Below are 21045 nucleotides of genomic sequence, written 5' to 3'. Positions count from 1 at the left end.
GTCTGCACAAAAAATGCAGGCACAAAAAACCCACCGGTCTTTCGGAGGTGGGTACCGCTGTCTGAGGAGTTTCTACGCTCCTTGAGGAGAGATTGCTACGTGTCAGGAAGCTTGTCAACTGTAAGGCAGGCGACCGCGATATTATTATTTGAAAGCTATTTAATGCGGCTTCTAAAAGCGCCGCACTGTGGGTAGGGAAGGACAACAAGCCGATTGGATAACATGAGCTGATGCTGATATTGTTGATACTGACAAGTAAAGTTTGCTTGCGATGCATCGGTTACAAAAATAACTCAACGGACGCGCAGCGCAACGAAGAATTTGAGATTGAGCCTCGGCACTGCAATTACCCCCCCTATAGTAAGTAATACGCTGCGAGTAAATTTTCATCACGTAAAAATTCGCCGTGCTGGGTTAGATAAAATTTTACTTTTACCTATAAACCCTCTCAGGAAATTCGTCAATACTGCCAACCTGACAGAATACGATATTAATCGATTTTAATAATGACAATATTTCCCCCTCCACTTCAAAGAAGTCAATTCTAGGCATGGCAGCGACAGTTATTCCTAAGCGTCCAGACGCCGCAATGAATCTAGATTGGTGGTCAGAAAATCGAAATCCCTCTCCCTTGCTACTAACATAACTTTTATTAGATTCTCTCAAACACTCTACAACAACCTTTACGTTTTTTATGTAGTCATTTGATATGGTCATTTCGCCATATCTTGATCGATGGAAAATCATTGCATAGATGCCAAAAATATCGATGCTTTGGGCATTTATTTTGGGACGCTTTGCGATCTCCCAACTCAAGTATTCATAAAATATTTTGCTATGAGACACATGATTTCCAAGAGCGGTTGAAGCACTACTATTTAAATAGTTAAGCAACGCTATCAATACGCCACCAATTGTTAATACCCAGGTGATGCAAGCAGCGAACAACCCCGCCAGCCGAAGAGTATTTTTGAATGTTTTTGTGAATTCACCTAAGCAAGCAGAACTCAGGCAAATCGCCTTGTCAAAGGCAGCTGATTCGCGAGCAGTTGCGAAGTATGAGAACGTAAAAATAATACATCCGACGATAAAAATTAAAGCAATTAAACCAAGCAATGCTGAAAGACCTGAATTACGAACAAAGTTCTGCACCCCGGTCGTTATCTTTAATTTATTCAAAAGTCGGCTTAATTTCACGAAGCCTCCGTCTTATTAAACGCGCTATACCTGGATGAGTTCTGGCGACAAGATTAAGTCGCTCTGCCAAGATGTGAAACCTCTTGTAAAAACCAAACGTATCTTTTTTCTCTAAATAATCGCTTTGCAACCGCTTTGATATCTTAAATACTCTGGCCAGATCAGACCTCGAAGCTTTTGGCATTAGACGAATTATTCGTGATTTCAATTGACCGTGCTGGCTGTGGCCAACTCTTTTAAGTTTGTTGACTCGCCCCATACATTTATTGAAGTTTTTTCGGTATGAAGACGTATATTTGTAATCACCGTCCACGTACAGTATTTCCAGATATTTCACAGATGCTCGAATTCGTTTTACCTCGTCTGCAGGAAGCCTCGGCTCTTTGAACCCGACACGTAATCCGTGAACGGTCAATGCCGTAGTTGACACTCTGCTGACTAGCACTTTTTTATAGTTGAGCGGAAGGTTCTTAGATAGGAGCATTTCCTCGATAATCCGTTTCGAGAAATCGAAATCCTGATTAGAAGATTTACTTGACACAGTTATATCATCAACATAACGAGTGTAAGTGAGTCTTTTTTGTCTAAGACGCTCTACTACTCTAGCTTCGACATCATGTAGGCAAAGCATAGCAAGATAACTAGAAACTATGCCGCCTTGCGGCAATCCACCCTTGTGAGTGCAAATTCGGGTCAGAACACGGCTTACTAAGTCTCCATAGGAGAAAACCCCACGGAATATTTCGAGAACTAAATCTGAATGAACATTCTCAAAAAAAGACTTAATATCGAGTTTCAAAAGACTTTTTGAACCGCAATGCCTCGCGGCGCATGCAACATAATCACGGGAGACATCAATACCATTGAATGAATGATTTGGAATAGATCCAAACAAAAACTCTGGCCATTTTACCGCACTAGGCCTACTAAGAATTCTTGTTAAAAACCTTCTCTGAATTTTTCTGATCAATGGATCGGGATTGTAAACAATCCTATCAGTGCCATCTGCTTTTTTCTTATCAGGCAAGAGCCGAAAACGCTCTTCTTCTGAAAGCAACAAGGCAGCTCTAAAATCAGAGATGGGAACATCCAAGATTCTCGCCAAGTCCCGAATTCGCGTTATCGGGCCGGCCGTACCATTAACTGAAGATAATTTTCTTGATTCCATTCGTGGAACTCAGGTCCAGTCCACCACATGCTAAAGGGCTGTTGACAAGGTGCCGCTTTTAGCAGATTGCCAGTTAGCTTCAACCACCTCATCAACCCTGGACCTGATAACACGCGCTTCTCCGGAAAGGAGGGCGGGAGACTGAAGCCTCCGAAATGCTCAAAGCAGTGCTTTGATGCGCTCAGGCGAGCAATGCTAACTGGATTTTGAAAACCTGCTGATACGGCTGAGCGGTTCGCTCAGGCTAGCTTTGATTTTAGCGCTTTAGAACTAAAATTTCAACAAAAATCTTGACCAAATTTGATGAGCTCGCTTACTCGTTAGGATTTTGAAAAACGGTGATTTTGTTAATCGTACATGCTGAAATTCACCAAACGTAGTAGCAGCTTCCACTACAAAAGTTTACCAAAATTAAGCATATTGGTTCTCGATATCTACAAGCCTAGCCATGCAGCTATTTCGTCTTTTATTGGAATCATTGGTTCGTACAACCTGTGGTATGCCTTCCCAACAGCTCCACTGAACAACCTGAGTCCCGGCCTAGCACTAAACTTTCCAGTAGATATTATGTGAGGGATTGATATTCCTGGATACGGGTCAATGTAAATAATTTCACTAACTCCGAGTTGATAGGCTTTTTTCGAGCATAGCTCACAAGGACTGGCCGTGGTAAACAGACTCCCTCCTTTAACAGATGGGCCACCATGAGTTAGTTGAAGAAACGCATTTTCCTCAGCATGCAAAGATCTAGTATGAACCTGATTAGTGCCATTTCGTCCGTCTTTTTTAAAGATCGACTGATTAGCCGCATCTTTGAAACAATAGGAACATGGTATTCCTTTTGTCTCCAAGACTTCTCGCTCTTTATGTTTCTCGACTATATGAGAGCGAAGCAGGCCTTCGCTGCGCTCATAGTCGCTATATGCCTCTTCATCTTTAGCAAGAATAAGATCGTCCACATTTCTTAGCGAACATGGCACTTGTCCACGCGGCACATCGTTCCAGCCTATAGCTTTTACGGCAAAGTTTTCGTCCGTTATGGCAGCCCCGACTTGCCGAGAGATACATCCACTGTTTGCTTTAGCGATAAATGCAACCTGCATACACCTCTCATCTTTCGTGGGCGTAACGAGTCCTGGGCGCAGTGCTAGCGCGTAATACCTCAGGAGCTGGCCGTAGAGATTTCCCTTTTCATAGCTTTCTGCATTATCAGACCGTCGTAAATCACCAGGGTTGCTTATAAAAATGTCCGATTTCTGCAGACAACTTTGTATATCTTGCGTTATAAGAGACTCATAACTAGCATATGGATTGTGCTTTACCGGGTGCTCTCTTTCATCTATTGCGGCAATGGAAGATGCCGTGTAATTATTTGACAAGAGCCTCCTTTGCCGCTCAGCCTCATCGGCAGTTACTGCAACTACGTATAGAGGCGAGTACCTGTCTTTGATATAGACCAACTCCAGAGGGTTACGAATTGCGTCAATCACTATTCGTGTTTTACGACTGAACTTTTTATCTACTTCGCGTATACACTCAATTGCGCGAGTAATTCGGTGTGGAAGCGCGAACAACATTTCGGAGTTTATTTCTTTTTTGTATGCATTTCCCGATTTACGGAGGTTATCGCCCACTTCTTGGAGAAAAGAGTTGTATTGCTCCCCTAGTGCCGTTTTCACTTGTATTAGCAACTCGGGTAGCAGCTGCGTCAATTGCTGTTTTATCTGTGCCGAGGAAGCCCAGTCTTTTGAATAGAAAATCGGACTAGGTTCGTCAAGTGCTAATAAAAGATCTTTTGCATCATTTTTTACTTTCAATAAAATATTGCTGATATTGCTAAGTTTTTTGAAGAAAGTGGATTCATCTGCATTTGTTTCACACTCGGACTTTGGGGCGTCGCCATCCTGTCCCGCCAGAAAGGTTAGGAGCAGCGATGAAACAGTTATTTTTGAAAATGGCTCCCAGTTTTGGGAAACATAATTGGTAATTATTTCCTGTTTTCTCGCATCAGGCCCGCTTGTCTTGAAATGAGCAGATAAATTCTCATTAAAATTTTTTGATAGCAAGTCAGCGGCGGTAGTGCAACCACTGCCCGTTCTACCAGTTAGAGCAAAGATAAGGAGATCCTGATGCTCTTTATATGCAAGCTCAATTCCGTCTTTCGCGCTTGGCTGTTCTTCCAACCCTGGCAAAACATCGCTCATGAATTTTTCCTTCGATGCGGAAACCGCTCAGCGTCTTTTAAATGCCAACCCAAATGGTTTGCGTGGCATCGGCGTTGTAGTGCGTTAGCAACCAATAGGTCTCAATCGCCACACTGACACCCATTTGCTGATGTTTCCATTGTTTGCATTGCACTACGATGTGGTGGACGTCTTTACGCAAAGTCAGGTCAATGCTGCTATCGGTGCCGCTCAGGCAGGGTTCTTCCACGGCATAACCTTGGCAAAAGCTTTCTCCCACCAGCAATTCGAACTGGCGCGAGCCGTTTGCGGCCAGACTCTCCGACGTAGCGCGGGTGTTAAGTAACTTGCGAGCCTTGTAGCTACCGATAAATGATGCGAACACTGCAAGCCAGCACATGCCCAGCAATATCCATGCAATGGGTGCGAGCGCTGCACTGATGCCTTGATTGAAACCTCGGGCGATTAGGCTGCTCTGATGCGATAGCAGCCACGGCACGCCGGTACGTATGGCGAAAAAATCGCCAACCCCCGCAGCGAGCCCAAGCGACCATGCCACTGACCGCAAAGCCGTAAATTCGGTACTTCCCCGTTTGCATCCCATGCATGAAACCCCCGTTCCAACCTGCACACTACCGTTGTGTAGCAGTTTTGTCAGCAGGTACCCGACATTTTGTATCAGAGGTGTCATCCGCTGTGATTGCACGCACTAAATTGCATGACTAGAGACGCTCGCCTTTGTGCGAACGTCCCTACTCATTTACTGCAGCGCTCGCTTATTTCTTTTTGCCGTTCTTGTCCGGCGTTTGACTCAAAGCGGACGCGGCCGCTGTTTTTGAATCCTTGCCGGTGCTGCCGCTACGCAAGACCTTGCTTGCGGCCTTGGCCGCTTTGGGGCCGGTTTTCTAGTTGGTCGCCATGCGTGTGACCTCCTCGCCACCCCAGTGGTGGCGAGACGAAACTAGGCCGATTATGTTGGCGGCACAAGTCTGGTTGCAGCGCGCGAGACGGCAGATACTGCAAGACCGCCGGTGTGTTATCTGGGCAAGTTATCTGGCGACATGCGTGGCGCTAGTGCCTGATGTTTTAAGGCCAGCGTGCACAGCAGTGCGCCAAGCGTTTACTGCGACGACGTGTCGGGCAACGGCTTCCGCGCCTGGCCCCAGGTGAGTATTGCATCCAGCGCAGGGCACAGGGCCTGGCCCCAGGGCGTGAGGCGGTAATCCACCTGCGGCGGCACCTGCGCGTAGACGGTGCGCAGCACCAGGCCGTCGCGTTCTAGCTGGCGCAGCTGTTGGGCCAGCATCTTTTGCGAGATGGCGGGAATCAGCCGCTCCAGGTCCGAGTAGCGCTGCACCTTGCCGTCGAACAGGTGGAACAGCAGCAGCAGTTTCCAGCGGCCTTCGATGAGTTTAAGCAGGGCTTCGACATCGCACGCGGCGGTGTCCGGGGTGTGCGGCTTTCCCATGGGTGCGTGACTTACCTTTGCGTGCGTTCTTGCGGCAGGTGATGCCGCTGCTGATCATGGCATACCGTTTCCACCGGACACCGCCACCATGTCGCTTGCCCTGCCCGCCGCCATTGCCTGTTTTTTTACCGCCAGCAACGCTGGCGATGCCACTGAGCTGCTGCCGCACCTGGCCGACGATGCAGTGGTACACGACGAGCACCGCCAGCACCGTGGCGCTGCCGCCATTGCGGCCTGGCTGGCACAGACGCAGGCCACCACGCCGTATCGTGCGGTGCCGGTTGGCGTGCACACCCAGGGCGAGCAGGTGAGTGTCACCGCGCAGGTGTCCGGCGATTTCCCGCAGAGCCCGCTGCAGCTGGAGCATGTGTTCCAGCTGGTGGGCGGCAAGGTTGCGGCGTTGCGGATTCATTGACGCGTCAGGCCGGCGTGTTGCGCCGGTAGCACGTGCCCGGATGCGGACCTTCCATAGCCGCATGACGCAACCGCACGCGCGGCTAGTGAGCGGTTGCTTGGTACTTCGACGCGCGTTGCGCCTCTGAGCAAATGTAGGGCGGCGCCTAGTCGCCTTCTGCCTGAAATCGAAACACCCTGCCGCCCTGTTCCGTCTCTTCGCCAAAGGTGACTGTGACCGTCGCGCCTGCGTTGATGGCCTCATGACGAAAGGACAGCTCGGCGTGGTGCAGTCTCAGGCTGCTGTCAAATGTGGTGCCGCTCGATAGGCAGGCCACCGAGTCCATTACCGTGGCGTCTGCAAGCTCTGTTTGCCCATGCTGCATCAGGTAGGCACAAACCGCCTGCGCGGCCGGGTCGCCACCGTGCTCACACCGTTTGGCGGAAAGCGCCTGCTCTTGCGCATGCTTGAAGTTGGTTCCCCACGAGGTGTGGAACGCAAAACTACGCACCTGGCCCGGCTGTACTGCACCGACAAAGGCGCGCAAGACCCCGCATAACTCAGCGGCAGGGGCTGCGTGGGCGGTTGCCACCGGCGCCAGCAGGATCGCGGGGGCAGCGGCATAGACGAATAAAGCGCGCACGTGTTATCCGCTGAAGAGGGCGTGCGCATTATTGAGTCGCTGCACTTGCGCCGCAACGTGGACGCACACTGCAGCGCTCGGTGTCGCGCTTGAAGGGTGTGGGCGTGGCCGTTCGCCTGCTACTGCCTTCGAAACACTCAGCCGTTGAGCGTGCGGCCGCCGTCGACGATGAGTTCCGAGCCCACCGTCCAGCGGGATTCGTCCGAGGCCAGGTACAGCACGGCCTTGGACACTTCGTCCGGGGTGCCGAAGCGGCCGAACGGGATGGTGGCGGCGATGTCCTGGTTGACCTGGTCGCGGTACGCGTCGGGGATGCCGAGCTTGTCGTACAGCGGGGTTTCCACCGGGCCGGGGCTGACCGCGTTGAGGCGGATGCCGCGCGCCAGCAGTTCGCTGGACAGGGTCTTGGCCATGCTCAGGAACGCCGCCTTGGTGGCCGCATACACCGATGAGCGGGCCGCGCCCACATGCGCATTGATGGAGGTGTTGAGCACCACCGCGGCGGGGTTGGCGAACACCGGCAGCAGCGCCTGCATGAGGAAGTACGGGCCTTTGACGTTGATGGCGAAGGAGGCGTCGAAGGCCTGCTCGGTCCAGTCTTCGATCGGTGCCCACACCGACACGCCCGCATTGAGGAAGGCGATGTCGAGCTGGCCGTAATGCGCCTGCACCGCCTGCGCCAGCTGCTGCTGCGCGGCAACGCTGGCTGAATCGGCCCGCAGCACCAGCACCTCGGCACCCAGCGCGGCCTTGGCATTGGCGATGGACTCGGGGTTGTTACCGGTGACGATGACGCGGGCGCCTTCGGCGAGGAACTGGCGGGCGGTCTCCAGACCAATACCGCTGGTGCCGCCGGTGATGAGGGTGCGTTTGCCTGCTAGGCGGGACATGGGGTGCTCCTGGGAGTTGGCAGGCCCGCCGCATGTGGCCGGCCTTCGATGCGGTGCAGCTTGCGCCCATGCCGAATGTGGCGGAAGACCACGTCGGCACATACCATTCATGCGATCTGCGCATGAATGAGGACGGGCGATGGACCGGTTTCTGCTGATGACCTGCTTTGCGCGTGCGGTGGAAACCGGCAGCTTTTCTGCGGCCGGGCGCGACCTGGGCCTGGGCCAGCCCAATGTCAGCCGCCACGTGGCGGCGTTGGAAGAGCACCTGCACACCCGGCTGCTCAACCGCTCCACCCGCAAGCTGGTGCTGACGCCGGAGGGCGAGCGCTACTACGCCGAGGTGCGCCGCATCCTGGATGCGGTGGGTGAATCGGAGATGGCGCTGCACGACAACGTGCAACCGTCAGGCTTGCTGCGGGTGGCCTGCCCCACGGCGCTGTCGCATCACTATGTGATGCCGCTGGTGCCGGAGTTTTTGCGGCGCTTTCCGGGCCTGGAGCTGGACCTGCAGATCAACGACCGCTTCGTCAATCTGCTCGACGAGGGCGCGGAGCTCGCCATCCGCATCGGCCACCTGGAAAACAGCGCGCTGCGCGCACGGCGGATCGGCACGTTCAAGCGCGTGTGCGTGGCAAGCAATGCGTATCTTGCCGAGCGCGGCGTGCCCCGCGTGCCCGAGGACCTGCGCCAGCACGATTGCGTGCTGTACACCCTGCTGGCCTCCGGGGCGATGTGGCGTTTCAAGGATGTGGAGGTGCCGGTATCCGGCCGGATCCGGGTCAATTCGCCGGAGGCCGCGCGCGAGTCGGTGAGTGCGGGCCTGGGCATCGGGCAGGGGCCGGAGTGGTTGTTCGAGCAGGGGCTCAAGGCCGGGCAGCTGCAGATCGTGCTGGGCGCATTCTCTGCACCTGCGGTGCCCATGCACATCCTGTATGCGGCCAACCGGCTGGTGCCGAAGCGGGCGATCGTGTTCATGGATTTTATTGCCGAGGCGTTTGCCAAGATTCCGCAACTGAATGTGGGAGGCTGATCGCCCGGCGTTCTTCCAGCGGCCGTGGCGAGGGGCGCTGATACTTGGAAAACGTCTTGTGCAGTGAGGCGGCGCGCTCGTCGGCAACGACGTTTTCAACACTGCTCAGACCACGCGATGCGATGACGGCCGAGGCTTTTGCATCGCCCAGCAGATAAGCCAGGCGCAGGTAGGCCAGGCTATCGACCAGGTTCTTGTTTGCGGTGTCACTGACGTACACGTCCGACAGCCCGTAGTACGCATACAGGTTCCCCGCCACCGCGGCCCGCCGCAGGATGCCGATGCCCTGATAAAAACGGCCCGCCAGTGCGGTCTTTTTGCCGTAGATCACCGTTGCGGCCTGGTTGCCTGCCTGCGACTCGGCCTTGAGCTGGTCCAGCATCAGGGTTTCCAAGCGGGCCAGTTCGTGCTCCGTCGGGTAGCCGTGGCGCAGCAGCCACTGCGCCTCTGCATCGGAGTTGGCGATCAATGGCCCACCGGCCGGGCAGGCGTTGGGGCCTTGCGGGCAGAGATAGCGCCTTGCCTGCTGGCTTACAGCGGGCGGCCTGCTGTTGGCCGCCTGGGCGGGCGGCAGTGCGGCGGCGTTGCCATCTGCGGTGGCGGGGCTGGCTGCTGCCTGCGCCGATGTGGGCGCCTTATCGGTTTGCGCGGCTTGGTCTGTTTTGCCGCAGGCGGCAAGCGCAAGGCACAGCGTTGCCAGGGGCGTGAGTTTGGTGACGTGCATGGGCCATCCGTTGCGGGCTGCAGTGCCGGTGCGTGATGTTGCGCGATGCCGGCCTGCGATGCGACTGCCTCCCCTTGCCGGCCGCGCCGGCATTTGCTCCCACGCACTGCCGCCCAGGTGGCGGCGCATGCGTGCGCCATTGCGCGCCTGCCCCGCAGCCCGGGTTTGCGCACCCGGCGCGGCGTTGTGCCGGTTGCTGGTGCCGCACGCGCCAGGCAGCCGGTCGCAGGCCCTGGCCTGCGCAGGTTTGCGCGGCGCACAAAAGCGGGCGCTAGCGCAGGCCCGGGCGCCAGTCTTTATGCCCAAAGCGGCGCGATCTTTGCGCAATCGGGTCGCTTGAGACGATTCGCAACCCTGGTCTGCGTCTTTCCGTATACCGTGACACACATCACACTCAAATGTGATGCAAGTCTCACTTCACTACGGACGAGGGATCTGGCGATGGCCGACAACGGGATGGGGCTGCAGGCGCAGCCGCTGGGCGCGCACGGTGGGGCAGGTCAGCCGTGGGCTGCGCTACTGCCGGCGTTGACGACGTCTCCGGGCGACGGCCGCGCCACGCCCACGGGCACCGACGTGGCCGGCCTCAAGCGCCTGCTGCGCAAGGGTGCGCGCGGCCTGCTGCGCACCTTGCCCTGGCGGCACCAGGACCGGCTGTACTACCTGCACACCTTCGGCCGGCTGCCGGATCTGTACGCGCCCAAGTGCTTCAACGAGAAGATCCTCTACCGCAAGTGCGTGCACGGCGATTACCCGCTGTACCGGCGGCTGGCGGACAAGTTTGCGGTGCGCCCGTATGTGGCGGCCAGGATCGGCGAGGCGCACCTGATCCCGCTGCTGCTGGACAGCACCGATCCGCAGGAGCTGCTGCGCCTGCCGCAGTGGCGGCAGACCGTGATCAAGGCCAACCATGGTGCGGCGATGGTGGAGGTGGTGCGCGATGAGCCCGATGCGCAGCAGAAGCGCCGCATCATCGAGCGCTGCGGCCAATGGCTGCGCACCGACTTCTCCGACAAGGTGCGCGAGATCCATTACCGCGATATTCCGCCGCGCATCCTGGTGGAGCAGTACATCGGCGATGCACAGCAGGTGCCGGTGGACTACAAGTTCCACATGTTCCGGCAGGTGGACGGCAGTTTTCAGTACGTGCTGCAGGTGATCTACGGGCGCTTCGACACGCCGAAGTTGGGCATGACCTTCTTTGTGGGCAACCTGCACGAGGCCTTTCACCGCATCCGCGACGACGGGCGCGCACCGCCCTGCGCGCCGGCGCTGCTGGAACAGGCGCTGGAGCTGAGCAAGCTGCTGGCAAGCGACTTCGATTACGTGCGGGTGGACTGGTATATCCAGCACGGGCAGGTCTATTTCGGCGAACTGACCTTTACCCCGGGTGCGGGGCTGGTCACCGGCCTGGACCGCGGGCTGGACCGGATGATGGGTGACATGTGGGTACAGCGGCGTGCGCCGGTGGCCGCAGCGTTTCCCACGCAGGGTTTGGGCGCCAGCGCGCGGGTGCCGGTGCGGTGAGAGCGTTCGCCCGCCTGTTCGAAAGACCGGCAACTGACAGCGTGGCCTGAGCGCAGCACGCCTGCGGCCGCCATGGCTTGCTGCATGCGCGGCGCGCTCTCGCCACCGCAACGTGCGGCTGCGATGACGATTTGAGCGTGCCATATGCAGCGCGGCGTTTTATCCGCGCGCCTTCAAATGCAGCATGGGGTAATGCGCATACTGCCCGACGCCGTGTTTGATGATCGGGTCTTGTGCGGTGATGGCGGCAATGTCCTGGTCGTCGGCAATCTGATACAGCGATAGACCAAAGCCACCGGTTTCATCGATGACCGGGCCATGCGCCAGTAGCACGCCCTCGGCCAGGCGCTGGTCGAGAAACGCGGCATGCTGCTGCATCAGGGCTTTTTCCTGATCCGACATGGTGGCCAGAAAGTCCGCGCGCGGCGGGATGAATTTGCAGAAATACGCTTTCATTCTCGTGTACTCGTGGCAAAGGGGATGCGTCACGGCTTTAGCAAAGCCGTTGATCGGGTGATAACACGGGGTTTTGCGCGGTTTACTTGATTGAATCAGCAGCTGGATCGGCGCTGCATGTAACGCACAGCACTCAGGCTGTTTTGATGCTTTTGAAAATCGCGCCTTCAAACATCTTTGGCAGGTAACTCTGCAGGAACAGGATCATGCCGGTCATCTTTCCGACCGGGTTGCTGAACTTGGGATCCTTGGCCTGGATCAGCTTCTGGATGGTGTCCACCACGGCATCCGGTGCTTCTGCGGTGTCGATTCCCTTCTGGGTCGCCGCGTTGGCCTGCGTGCGGTAAGCGTTGTAGTCGGCAATGGTGTTGCCGGCGGCAGGCACTGCGTTGTGGCCCAGATTGGTCTTGAACCAGACCGGCTCCACCATGTTGACCTTGATATTGAACTGGGCAAGTTCGAACCGCAGCGATTTGAAATACCCCTGCACCGCATGTTTGGAGGCCGCGTAATACGACAGGTTCGGCGGCCCGATCAGCGCCACGATGGAGCTGACGGTGATGATCTGCCCGCTCCGCTGCTTGCGGAAGTACGGCAGCAGCGCATTGGTGGTTTTGACCGTGCCCCAGAAGTTGGTTTCGAACTGCTGGCGGCCCACGTCGATGGCGGTTTCTTCAGCGATACCGGTGACCATGTAACCGGCGTTGTTGACCAGCACATCCAGGCGGTCGACCGATTGGAACAGCGTTGTGGCAAACGACTGGATCGAGGCGTCATCGTCGATGTCCAGGCGCAGCAGCTTGAACGGCAGCTTGGCCTGGTGCTTTTCCGGCTCGCGGCTGGTGCCGATGACGTTGAAGCCTTGCTTGTGCAGGTTGGTGGCCAGCAACAGGCCAAACCCTGAGGATGCGCCGGTGATCAGCACTGTCTTTTTCATCGTGGTGTCTCTGAAGGAATGCGGTTTAGGGAAGGTGGAGAAACATCGCCAGCCATCGGCGTGCAGCTGCGCGGTGCCTGACGCTGACCTGCATTGCGGTGTGCGTTGATGCGGACTGCCGCCGCGGTTGCCGCCGCGGCCTGGGCGCCCGTCACCTGCCTGGAACGCGCGGTTGGACTGCCCATGCGCCGCATGCTAGTATCGATTTGATAGTGAGTCAATACGGAAATGATATGAACTCAAAAAATGCGTCGGACAGCCTGTGCCCGATCGCGCGCAGCCTGACCTTCCTGGGCGATGCGTGGACGATGCTGATCCTGCGTGACGCCAATTCCGGGCTGACCCGCTTCGATCAGTTCCGGCAGAGCCTGGGGATTGCCCCGACCATGCTGACCAAGCGGCTGGCGACGCTGACCGAGGAGCGGCTGCTGGAAAAGCGCCTGTACTCCACCCGCCCGCCGCGCGAGGAGTACGTGCTGACCCAGGCAGGGCGCGATTACCTGCCGGTGCTGTTCATGATCGGTGCGTGGGGCAGCAAACACCGTGGCGAGGGCAAGCTGCTGCGTTTTCTGGATGCGGAAACCGGCACCGAGCTGCAGCCGGTCGCCATCGACGCAGTCACCGGTGCAGAGATCGGCACACGCGCGATCCGCATGGTGATGCCGGAATGAGCGCGGTGGCGTGGTGGATGGCTCTCAGCATGCGTTGACGCCTGGCGCGCTACCCTCGCGCGCCCTGGCTGCCTCGACCTGGGCGATTGCGTGACGCGTTGGCGTCCTGCTTGCACGTCGGCGTCGAGGCAAGCCGTACCGCTTTTCCATTCACTACAAGGACGTCACCGTTGTCGCACGTTTCCCTACGCCGCTTCCTGCCGCTCGCCTGTCTGGGCCTGCTGTCCGCCTGCAACGGTGGCACGGCCACCCCCAGCGCGCCGCGCCCAGAGTCCGAGCACTTCACCCTTGCCGAGCTGCAGCAGCTTGGCTGCACCGTCACCGCCACGCCCAAACGCGACGTCCGCAAGATCCCGTTGCTGGGCGAGGTCGATGGCTATGGCGTGACCAGCACCAACGCCTGCGCCACCCACATGATCAGCCTGCTGCAGCCGATGAGCTACGAGGACGCGGTGTGGGAGGGCGCACGCAGCGCCGCCGGCACCTTTGCCAAGGAGCACGGGCTGGAGCGCGAGAGTTATGAAGGCCGGCTCGGTGAGTACAGCGAGATCGAGCTGTTCAGCCGCGGCGGCAAGCCGGTGGGCTTTGAATACAACGTGCAGTCAAAGGGCACGTTGCATTCGGTGGTCGTGCTCTCCGACAGCATCGCGCCGGATGCGGCCTTCGAGGCGGTATTGAAGACCAAGCTGTAGGGCGTGAGCCTGACTGACAACCGTTAGCTGGCGCGCCAGATCAATGATAAAGTGGCTACCACCTAATCTTTAACTGGATAACGCCATGACGAATCTGGTCAAGCTGGCGACCGCACGTGCTCTGGTCGACGCCAGTGCGGTCAGGCACGCGTCGGTCATCGGGGAAGCCGGTGCCTGGACCGTGCAATTGCAGACCCATGACCAGACCCGTGTGCTGGCCACCAAGGCGAATGCGCCTCGCCGGTTTGGCAGCTTCGAAAGTGCGTTAAAGGTCTTGCGCGAGATGGGCATGCCATTGGACGTGCTTCACGTGGACGCTGCGCAGTGGGACGCCGAGGGCGGCAATGCGAAGCGCCGGCCTGACCGCTCCGAGGCGATGAAGGTCAAGGAGTTGGATGCACGCTATGCGGTGTCGCTACGCACCCAGACCGAGCATGCCCTGGCCGACCCCCGCCCCGCACTCTCCAGCGCGCAGGCGAAGCAGCAGATGGAGACGCTCAAGACGCAACACCGTGCGGCGCTTGAGGCAGCCCTGGCTGCAAAGGACACGCGTGCGTGAGCGTGGCCTGGAAGCAGAGCGCGCTGGATGCGCGCACCGCATTGCTCGCCTCAGCATTGGCGCGTGCGATCGAAATCTCCGACCCGCAGATTTATTTCGCCGCATGTGAACAGGACGACCAGATCGAAGCCGAGGGCGACGCGCTGGATGGTGCCGCCACCTATCACTCTGGGCCACTGCCGGGAACGCGTTTGTACACCTGCCAGGACGGCAGATATCTCTTGATCTACACACGCGACGGCGACGATGTGCTGATCCTTGCCCTCGTACCTGCGCGCTCTGATTGGAAGCCGACGTAGTCAGGCGATCAATAGATCCATGACGCGTCGATGCTACCGAGCGATGGGCATACGCGACTGCTCGACGACATCGACAGCGCGCTACACCCCGCCCAACGGCTGCAGGCACAACCAGATTGCGCACCAGTGCGAGAGCGCGCCGCCCAGCACGTGGGCGTGCCAGATGGCGCGGTTGTAGACCAGCGACTTGCGCACGTAGAAGGTGACACCCACGGTGTAGAACGCGCCGCCGGCGGCGATCAGCCACAGCACGGTGCTGTCCAGGCCGGCGAGCAGCGGCTTGATCACCACGATGCCGGCCCAGCCCAGCAGCAGGTAGATCACCACCCAGAAGCCCTTGGCGATGCCGGGCAGGAACAGCTTGGCGAATACGCCGAACAAGGCCACGCTCCACACGCCCAGGATCATCGCCCAGCGCCAGGTGCCGTCGAGGGCGACCAGCAGGAACGGGGTGTAGGAGCCGGCAATCATCACGAAGATGCCGGCGTGGTCGAACTTGCGCAGCATCGGCTGGCGTTGCGGCGGGGCGAAGTTGTACGCCGCCGAGCAGCCGAACATCACCAGCAGCCCCAGCGCGTAGACGCAGGTGGCCAGCAGCATGGTCTGGTTGGCATGCGCGCGCCAGACCATCCAGGCGCCGCCGACGATGGCCAGGAACAGGCCGGCGGCATGCACGATCACATCGGCACGGCGGGCGGAACGGGTCTTGTAGTGCGGCGCGGTGAGGCTGGGGGAAACGGGCACGGCGGTTCTTCGAAATGGGGGAGCCACAGCGTGCAAGGCAACGGTGACGCGGTGGGGGCAACAGAATACCCGTCTTGCTGAATCCGCTCAGTGACACAGGCTCGCCGGTTCGGCGCTGGTCTCATACTCTGAGACACCTCCCCTGTCTCATGCCCCTCTTTGGGAGCCGCCGTATGCCTCCGTTTGCCCTCGCTCCCCGCACCGAAACCGCAGAACGCGCGCTGGCCACCACCGATGGCCGGCCCAGCCGCGATGGCGCACTGCTCACCGAACGCCTGGAACGGCGCTACCACGACCGCATCACCGGCAGCTTTACCCTGCCCGGGCGCGATGGCCGCTATGCGCCGATCCCCGCCGACGTGCCGGCCGCGCTGGCCGACGCCTTGCGCGCGCGTGGCATCAGCCAGCTCTACAGCCACCAGGCCGATGCCTGGGCGGCCACCCAACGCGGCGACCATGTGGCGATCGTGACGCCCACCGCGTCGGGCAAATCGCTGTGCTACACGCTGCCGGTGGTGAGCGCGGCGATGCGCTCCGGGGCCAAGGCGCTGTACCTGTTCCCGACCAAGGCGCTGGCGCAGGACCAGGTGGCCGAGCTGCTGGAATTGAACCGCGCCGGCGAGCTGGGGGTGAAGGCCTTCACCTTCGACGGCGATACGCCCGGCGATGCGCGCCAGGCGATCCGCCTGCATGGCGACATCGTGGTGAGCAACCCGGACATGCTGCACCAGGCGATCCTGCCGCATCACACCAAGTGGGCGCAGTTCTTCGAGAACCTGCGCTATGTGGTGATCGACGAGATCCATACCTACCGCGGCGTATTCGGCAGCCACGTCACCAATGTGCTGCGCCGGCTCAAGCGCATCTGCGCGTTCTATGGCGCCAACCCGCAGTTCATCCTGTGCTCGGCCACCATCGGCAACCCGCACGCGCACGCGCAGGCCCTGATCGAAGAGCAGGTGCATGCGATCACCGAATCCGGCGCGCCCACCGGCGACAAGCACGTGCTGCTGTGGAACCCGCCGGTGGTCAACGCCGACCTGGGGCTGCGCGCATCGGCACGCTCGCAGAGCAACCGCATTGCGCGCATCGCGATCAAGAGTGGACTCAAGACGCTGGTGTTCGCACAGACGCGCTTGATGGTGGAAGTGCTGACCAAGTACCTGAAGGACATCTTCGACCACGACCCGCGCAAGCCGCCACGCATCCGTGCGTACCGCGGCGGCTACCTGCCCACCGAGCGGCGCGAGGTGGAGCGCGCGATGCGCGCCGGCAATATCGACGGCATCGTGTCCACGTCGGCGCTGGAGCTGGGCGTGGATATCGGCGCGCTGGATGTGGTGATCCTCAATGGCTACCCCGGCAGCGTGGCGGCGACCTGGCAGCGCTTCGGCCGCGCCGGGCGCCGCCAGCAACCGGCGCTGGGTGTGCTGGTGGCCAGTTCGCAGCCGCTGGACCAGTACGTGGTGCGGCACCCGGATTTCTTTGCCGATGCCTCGCCCGAACATGCGCGCATTGCGCCGGACCAGCCGCTGATCCTGTTCGATCACATCCGCTGCGCGGCGTTCGAGCTGCCGTTCATTGCCAGCGAGCCGTTCGGGCCGATCGACCCGCTGGTGTTCCTGGAAGCGCTGGCCGAGAGCGAAGTGATCCACCAGGAAGGCGACCGCTGGGAGTGGATCGCCGACAGCTACCCGGCCAATGCGGTGAGCCTGCGCTCGGTGGCCGACGGCAACTTCGTGGTGGTGGACAAGAGCGATGGCAAGCAGCAGATCATCGCCGAGGTGGATTATTCGGCCGCCGCGCTGACCTTGTACGAAGGCGCCATCCACATGGTGCAGAGCACGCCGTACCAGGTGGAGCGGCTGGACTGGGAAGGCCGCAAGGCCTATGTCACGCGCACCCATGTGGACTACTACACCGACAGCATCGACTACACCAAGCTGAAGGTGCTGGACCGCTTCGACGGCGGCGTGGCCGGGCGCGGCGACTCGCATCACGGCGAGGTGCATGTGGTGCGGCGCGTGTCCGGCTACAAGAAGATCCGCTATTACACGCACGAGAACATCGGCTACGGGCCAGTCAATCTGCCCGACCAGGAACTGCACACCACTGCGGTGTGGTGGCAGCTGCCGCAGGCCACGCTGGGCAAGGCGTTCGCGTCCAAGCAGGATGCGCTGGATGGTTTCCTGGGTGCGGCCTATGCGCTGCACGTGGTGGCTACGGTGGCGGTGATGGCCGATGCGCGCGACCTGCAAAAAGCGGTGGGCAATGGCGACGGCGCGTGGTTTGCGGTGGCCGACCAGACCGGGCGCGGCCAGCTGCGTGGCGTGGACGAGGGCGAAGAAGGCGCGGTGGAATTGCAGCAGGCCTTCGTGCCCACGGTATATCTGTACGACAACTTCCCCGGCGGGGTGGGCCTGAGCGAGCCGCTGTGGCTGCGCCAGGCCGAGCTGCTGCAGCGCGCCGACGAGCTGGTGCGGCGTTGCGACTGCAGCGCCGGCTGCCCGGCCTGCGTGGGCCCGGTGCTGGCCGCGCATGAGGAAGGCAAGGGCGAGTCGCCCAAGTCATTGGCCTTGACGGTGCTGGCGCTGTTGTTCGATGCGGATGCGCCGTTGCGGCATGCCACCCAGGTGGACGACGACCTGGCGCTGGACGTGCTTGCATGAGCGTGAGTGCGGACCGGTTGCGCTTGTTGCGGCGTCAGGCCGGACACGCCGATGTGCCGGCGCCGGCGGCGCTTGCAGATGGCGCTGCAGTGGATGGTGCGGATGTTTCCGCTGCGGCCGATGCGCAGGCCGATGCCCACCCACTGCGCGCGGCAGCGGTGGCGCGCACCTCGGGTGATGCAGTCGGTGCGGATGCAGTGCCGGGCGATGCGCACACGCGTGCCGCAGGTGACATGCCTGCGGCGGCGCAGCCGATGCGTGCGCCGGCAGCGCCGGTGCCTGGCAGCGATCCTGGGGTGAGCGCAGAACGCTTGCGCCTGCTGCGCCGCCAGGTCGGCGGGCTGACACCCACGGCGCGCAAGGACGATGCGGTGATGCCCACGCGTGCGCAACGCCAGCCTGCGCCGGGTGCTGCTGCGTCTGGGTCACGCGCTTTGCCGCGCGATGCGGCTGTGCGAAGCGCGCAGCCCGGCAGCGCAGAGGCGGCCGGTGCACCGCGTGCCCCGCCCAGCGCACCGGCCATGACGCGCCGCGCCCTGCAGGCACCGGTTGCTGCAGCGCCTGCGCGCGATAGCTCGGCGTTTGCCTGGGTGGACCACGATGTGCGCCACAAGCCGGCAGGTGCGGCGGCCGATGCGGCAGCGCGCGTGCCGGCTGTGCGCGCGACACCGGCTGCGCCCACATCACTGCCGGCACCGCAGCGCCGCACCGATATCGCCGGCCTGCGCAAGATGATCGGCCTGCGCGAGCGCGCGGTCTCGGCGCACGCGCCGGTACGCGCGGCGTCCACCGACCGGCATCTGCCCGGCAACGAGATCGCGCCCGGCCTGCACCTGATCGAAGCCTTCCTGCCGCAGGCGATCCCGCGCCAGGCGCTGTCGCTGGCGTTCGCCAAGCGCGAGGACGCGGTGGACCCAATGGACCTGCTGTTCTTCGATACCGAAACCACCGGCCTGGCCGGCGGCACCGGCACGCGCGCCTTCATGATCGGCGTGGCCGATTGGTACACCGACGCTACGCAGGGCAGCGGGCTGCGCGTGCGCCAGTTGATGATGTCCACGATGGCGGCCGAAAGCGCGATGCTGGATCTGTTCCGCAGCTGGCTGTCGCCGCAGACGGTGCTGTCCAGCTACAACGGCCGCTGCTACGACGCGCCGTTGTTGAAGACGCGCTACCGCCTGGCGCGCCGCGGCGACCCGATCTCTGCGCTGGACCATGTGGACCTGCTGTTCCCCACCCGGCGCCGTTATCGCGGCACCTGGGAGAACTGCAAGCTGTCCACCATCGAACGGCAGCTGCTGCGCGTGGTGCGCGAAGACGACCTGCCCGGCTCCGAAGCGCCTGCCGCCTGGCTGAGCTACCTGCGCGGCGGCAGCGCGCGCAACCTGCGCCGCGTGGCCGAGCACAATCACCAGGACGTGGTGACCTTGTCGCTGCTGATGCAGCGCCTGGTGGCAGTGGAAGCGCAGGACCGTGACGTGATTCCGATGCTGGAGACGCCCTGACAACAGGCCGTCATCGGCCGTGGCGCCAGCGCACTCACACAGGCACTTCCAACAGCTCGGTCACCATCTGCCACGCCGCGAACTCCTGCTCGAATTCGGCCAGGGTCAACAAGCCCATGCAGGCATGCGCGCCGATCGGTAACGCCTGCCCTGCGGCAAGCTTGCGCACCAGCAGGATTGCGGCGAAGCAGGGAATCTCCGGGCCGTGCAGCATTGCAGCGGTGAGGTCCCACTGCAGTCGCAGCGGCCGGGGATCGCCAGCCTGGGGATGGCTCATGCCTCGCAGCTCCACGCGCATGCCACCGAGGTCGGTGCCGAAGCGGTCAAACCAGCGTGCCGCACGTGCAAACACCTCGGCCAGGCGCGCCATCGGCAACGGCACGCCGTGCTGACGCATCCAGGCGACACCGGCCAGGCAGCGCTGCAGGAACGGCACCTCCAACGCGGCGCGAAACTGCACGCTCTGCACCCCTGGATAGCGCTGTGGCAGCAGATCGTGATCGGGCACATCGCATGGCGACGCAAGCCGGGGCGCGAGCTGGGTGAACTGCACGCGCGTGGGTCTGGCCCAGCCCACCACCGTTTGCCAGCGGCCCTCATGCAGCCATGTGAACGGCGTGCCGCAGTACGACAACACCGCACGCACGGTGGCCAGGCCAAGCGGTGTGCCTTGCGCGGGTGCGATCACCATGCGGATGTCATGCAAGGCGGAAAAACGCGGGAGCAAGGCATCGATGACCGCGCTCGACAGCGCGGGTAAGGTGCTGGCGCCGCTGATGGCCACACGCTGCGCTTGCCTTGCCGCTGCATCCACTGCCGCGGGAAAATCGCGGACAAACGCGCGGCCGTCGGCCAGATCGATGTAGTGCATGCCGGCCTGCAGGCAAGTGTGCGCCACGGCGTAATCCTGGCCCTGGAACGGGCCTGCGGTATGCACCACCGCATCGGCGGCAGTGGCCGCCAGTTGCGCGGCAAAATCGCTTGCGTCGATATCCAGGCGACAGCACGCGATGCGACCGGGCGCGACATCCGGCCACCTGGCCGCCACATCGCCGGGATGCCGTCCGGCCGCGATCACCTGCAGTTGCGCCGTCGCCGCCAGCGCCCGCACGATGCGCGCGCCGAAATGCCCGAAGCCCCCCAACACCACCACCCGGTACGTCATTGTCTGCTCGCCGTCTGCGCCTGTTGCGCAGTATCGGCGAGTCGCGGCGTCACCGAGTCACCAGCGCTGTGTGTCGCCCGCCGCGCGTGCCTGCACGGCGCGTGCGGCGCCGAGCCGGTTT

At 60.6% G+C, this 21045-nt stretch carries 21 protein-coding genes; 9 read left to right on the top strand and 12 right to left on the bottom strand.

The window, feature by feature from the left end; all coding sequences use genetic code 11:
* Positions 1-432: 432 nt before the first annotated feature.
* The 5 genes from ACCQ04_RS00310 to ACCQ04_RS00290 form a co-directional block, all read right to left on the bottom strand.
* Positions 433-1197, bottom strand: a complete 765-nt coding sequence (locus tag ACCQ04_RS00310) for a retron Ec48 family effector membrane protein (RefSeq protein WP_146091151.1) — start codon at positions 1195-1197, stop codon at positions 433-435.
* On the bottom strand, positions 1172-2290 hold the full coding sequence (locus tag ACCQ04_RS00305; RefSeq protein WP_181097817.1) for a reverse transcriptase family protein: 1119 nt from the start codon (positions 2288-2290) through the stop codon (positions 1172-1174). The genes ACCQ04_RS00310 and ACCQ04_RS00305 overlap by 26 nt, the downstream gene beginning before the upstream one ends.
* A gap of 509 nt (positions 2291-2799) precedes the next feature.
* Positions 2800-4569 carry a cytidine/deoxycytidylate deaminase family protein gene (locus ACCQ04_RS00300; protein WP_226428001.1) on the bottom strand — a complete coding sequence of 590 codons (1770 nt, stop codon included), beginning with the start codon at positions 4567-4569 and terminating at the stop codon, positions 2800-2802.
* A gap of 37 nt (positions 4570-4606) precedes the next feature.
* The gene (locus tag ACCQ04_RS00295) at positions 4607-5107 is read right to left on the bottom strand and encodes a restriction endonuclease (protein ID WP_226428000.1); all 501 of its coding nucleotides are present in this window, start codon (positions 5105-5107) and stop codon (positions 4607-4609) included.
* 561 nt (positions 5108-5668) lie between these two features.
* On the bottom strand, positions 5669-6016 hold the full coding sequence (locus ACCQ04_RS00290; protein WP_166771452.1) for a winged helix-turn-helix transcriptional regulator: 348 nt from the start codon (positions 6014-6016) through the stop codon (positions 5669-5671).
* Between the two features lie 88 nt (positions 6017-6104).
* Between ACCQ04_RS00290 and ACCQ04_RS00285 the strand changes: the two genes are divergently transcribed.
* Positions 6105-6431 carry a nuclear transport factor 2 family protein gene (locus ACCQ04_RS00285; protein WP_226427999.1) on the top strand — a complete coding sequence of 109 codons (327 nt, stop codon included), beginning with the start codon at positions 6105-6107 and terminating at the stop codon, positions 6429-6431.
* A gap of 145 nt (positions 6432-6576) precedes the next feature.
* Here ACCQ04_RS00285 and ACCQ04_RS00280 read toward each other — a convergent pair whose 3' ends face one another.
* Both ACCQ04_RS00280 and ACCQ04_RS00275 read right to left on the bottom strand, forming a co-directional pair.
* Positions 6577-7053 (bottom strand): hypothetical protein, encoded by a 477-nt coding sequence (locus tag ACCQ04_RS00280; RefSeq protein ID WP_226427998.1) that lies wholly within the window; start codon positions 7051-7053, stop codon positions 6577-6579.
* Between the two features lie 137 nt (positions 7054-7190).
* Entirely contained in the window at positions 7191-7943 is a 753-nt protein-coding gene (locus ACCQ04_RS00275; RefSeq protein ID WP_226427997.1) for an SDR family oxidoreductase, read from the bottom strand.
* 139 nt (positions 7944-8082) lie between these two features.
* On the opposite strand from ACCQ04_RS00275, the gene ACCQ04_RS00270 reads away from it, so the two are divergent.
* The gene (locus tag ACCQ04_RS00270; RefSeq protein ID WP_047126481.1) at positions 8083-8976 is read left to right on the top strand and encodes a LysR family transcriptional regulator; all 894 of its coding nucleotides are present in this window, start codon (positions 8083-8085) and stop codon (positions 8974-8976) included.
* Here ACCQ04_RS00270 and ACCQ04_RS00265 read toward each other — a convergent pair.
* Positions 8927-9700 carry a hypothetical protein gene (locus ACCQ04_RS00265; protein ID WP_226427996.1) on the bottom strand — a complete coding sequence of 258 codons (774 nt, stop codon included), beginning with the start codon at positions 9698-9700 and terminating at the stop codon, positions 8927-8929. The genes ACCQ04_RS00270 and ACCQ04_RS00265 overlap by 50 nt on opposite strands.
* 456 nt (positions 9701-10156) lie before the next feature.
* Between ACCQ04_RS00265 and ACCQ04_RS00260 the strand changes: the two genes are divergently transcribed.
* Complete coding sequence (locus ACCQ04_RS00260) at positions 10157-11227, top strand: ATP-grasp fold amidoligase family protein (RefSeq protein WP_226428017.1); 1071 nt, start codon at positions 10157-10159, stop codon at positions 11225-11227.
* A gap of 159 nt (positions 11228-11386) precedes the next feature.
* On the opposite strand, the gene ACCQ04_RS00255 is transcribed toward ACCQ04_RS00260, so the two are convergent.
* Together ACCQ04_RS00255 and ACCQ04_RS00250 are read right to left on the bottom strand one after the other, a co-directional pair.
* Positions 11387-11854: a YciI family protein gene (locus tag ACCQ04_RS00255; RefSeq protein ID WP_226427995.1), complete on the bottom strand. Its 468-nt coding sequence runs from the start codon at positions 11852-11854 to the stop codon at positions 11387-11389.
* Positions 11817-12620: an SDR family NAD(P)-dependent oxidoreductase gene (locus ACCQ04_RS00250; protein WP_039518026.1), complete on the bottom strand. Its 804-nt coding sequence runs from the start codon at positions 12618-12620 to the stop codon at positions 11817-11819. Before ACCQ04_RS00250 ends, ACCQ04_RS00255 begins: the two co-directional genes overlap by 38 nt.
* 233 nt (positions 12621-12853) lie before the next feature.
* On the opposite strand from ACCQ04_RS00250, the gene ACCQ04_RS00245 reads away from it, so the two are divergent.
* From ACCQ04_RS00245 to ACCQ04_RS00230, 4 genes are all read left to right on the top strand, one after another.
* Positions 12854-13291, top strand: a complete 438-nt coding sequence (locus tag ACCQ04_RS00245) for a winged helix-turn-helix transcriptional regulator (protein WP_126966826.1) — start codon at positions 12854-12856, stop codon at positions 13289-13291.
* A 170-nt stretch (positions 13292-13461) separates the two neighbouring features.
* Positions 13462-13983: a hypothetical protein gene (locus ACCQ04_RS00240; protein ID WP_226427994.1), complete on the top strand. Its 522-nt coding sequence runs from the start codon at positions 13462-13464 to the stop codon at positions 13981-13983.
* Between the two features lie 85 nt (positions 13984-14068).
* Positions 14069-14542: a hypothetical protein gene (locus ACCQ04_RS00235; protein WP_225874215.1), complete on the top strand. Its 474-nt coding sequence runs from the start codon at positions 14069-14071 to the stop codon at positions 14540-14542.
* Entirely contained in the window at positions 14539-14841 is a 303-nt protein-coding gene (locus ACCQ04_RS00230) for a plasmid stabilization protein (protein WP_104544185.1), read from the top strand. The genes ACCQ04_RS00235 and ACCQ04_RS00230 overlap by 4 nt, the downstream gene beginning before the upstream one ends.
* A gap of 81 nt (positions 14842-14922) precedes the next feature.
* Here the strand turns inward: ACCQ04_RS00230 and trhA are convergent, their stop codons facing one another.
* Positions 14923-15585, bottom strand: coding sequence for a PAQR family membrane homeostasis protein TrhA (gene trhA / locus ACCQ04_RS00225; protein WP_184432719.1), 663 nt, complete (start codon positions 15583-15585; stop codon positions 14923-14925).
* A gap of 173 nt (positions 15586-15758) precedes the next feature.
* On the opposite strand from trhA, the gene ACCQ04_RS00220 reads away from it, so the two are divergent.
* Both ACCQ04_RS00220 and ACCQ04_RS00215 read left to right on the top strand, forming a co-directional pair.
* Positions 15759-18254, top strand: a complete 2496-nt coding sequence (locus tag ACCQ04_RS00220; RefSeq protein WP_166769335.1) for a DEAD/DEAH box helicase — start codon at positions 15759-15761, stop codon at positions 18252-18254.
* Positions 18251-19759: a ribonuclease H-like domain-containing protein gene (locus ACCQ04_RS00215; protein ID WP_226427993.1), complete on the top strand. Its 1509-nt coding sequence runs from the start codon at positions 18251-18253 to the stop codon at positions 19757-19759. Before ACCQ04_RS00220 ends, ACCQ04_RS00215 begins: the two co-directional genes overlap by 4 nt.
* A gap of 34 nt (positions 19760-19793) precedes the next feature.
* On the opposite strand, the gene ACCQ04_RS00210 is transcribed toward ACCQ04_RS00215, so the two are convergent.
* On the bottom strand, positions 19794-20924 hold the full coding sequence (locus ACCQ04_RS00210) for a saccharopine dehydrogenase NADP-binding domain-containing protein (RefSeq protein WP_372358624.1): 1131 nt from the start codon (positions 20922-20924) through the stop codon (positions 19794-19796).
* Positions 20925-21045 lie beyond the last annotated feature (121 nt).

The sequence above is a fragment of the Xanthomonas sp. NCPPB 2866 genome (assembly GCF_041475745.2).
Lineage (GTDB): Bacteria > Pseudomonadota > Gammaproteobacteria > Xanthomonadales > Xanthomonadaceae > Xanthomonas > Xanthomonas arboricola.
The sequence above is the reverse complement of the archived record's forward strand: the minus strand, read 5'-3'. Positions and strand labels throughout refer to the sequence as shown.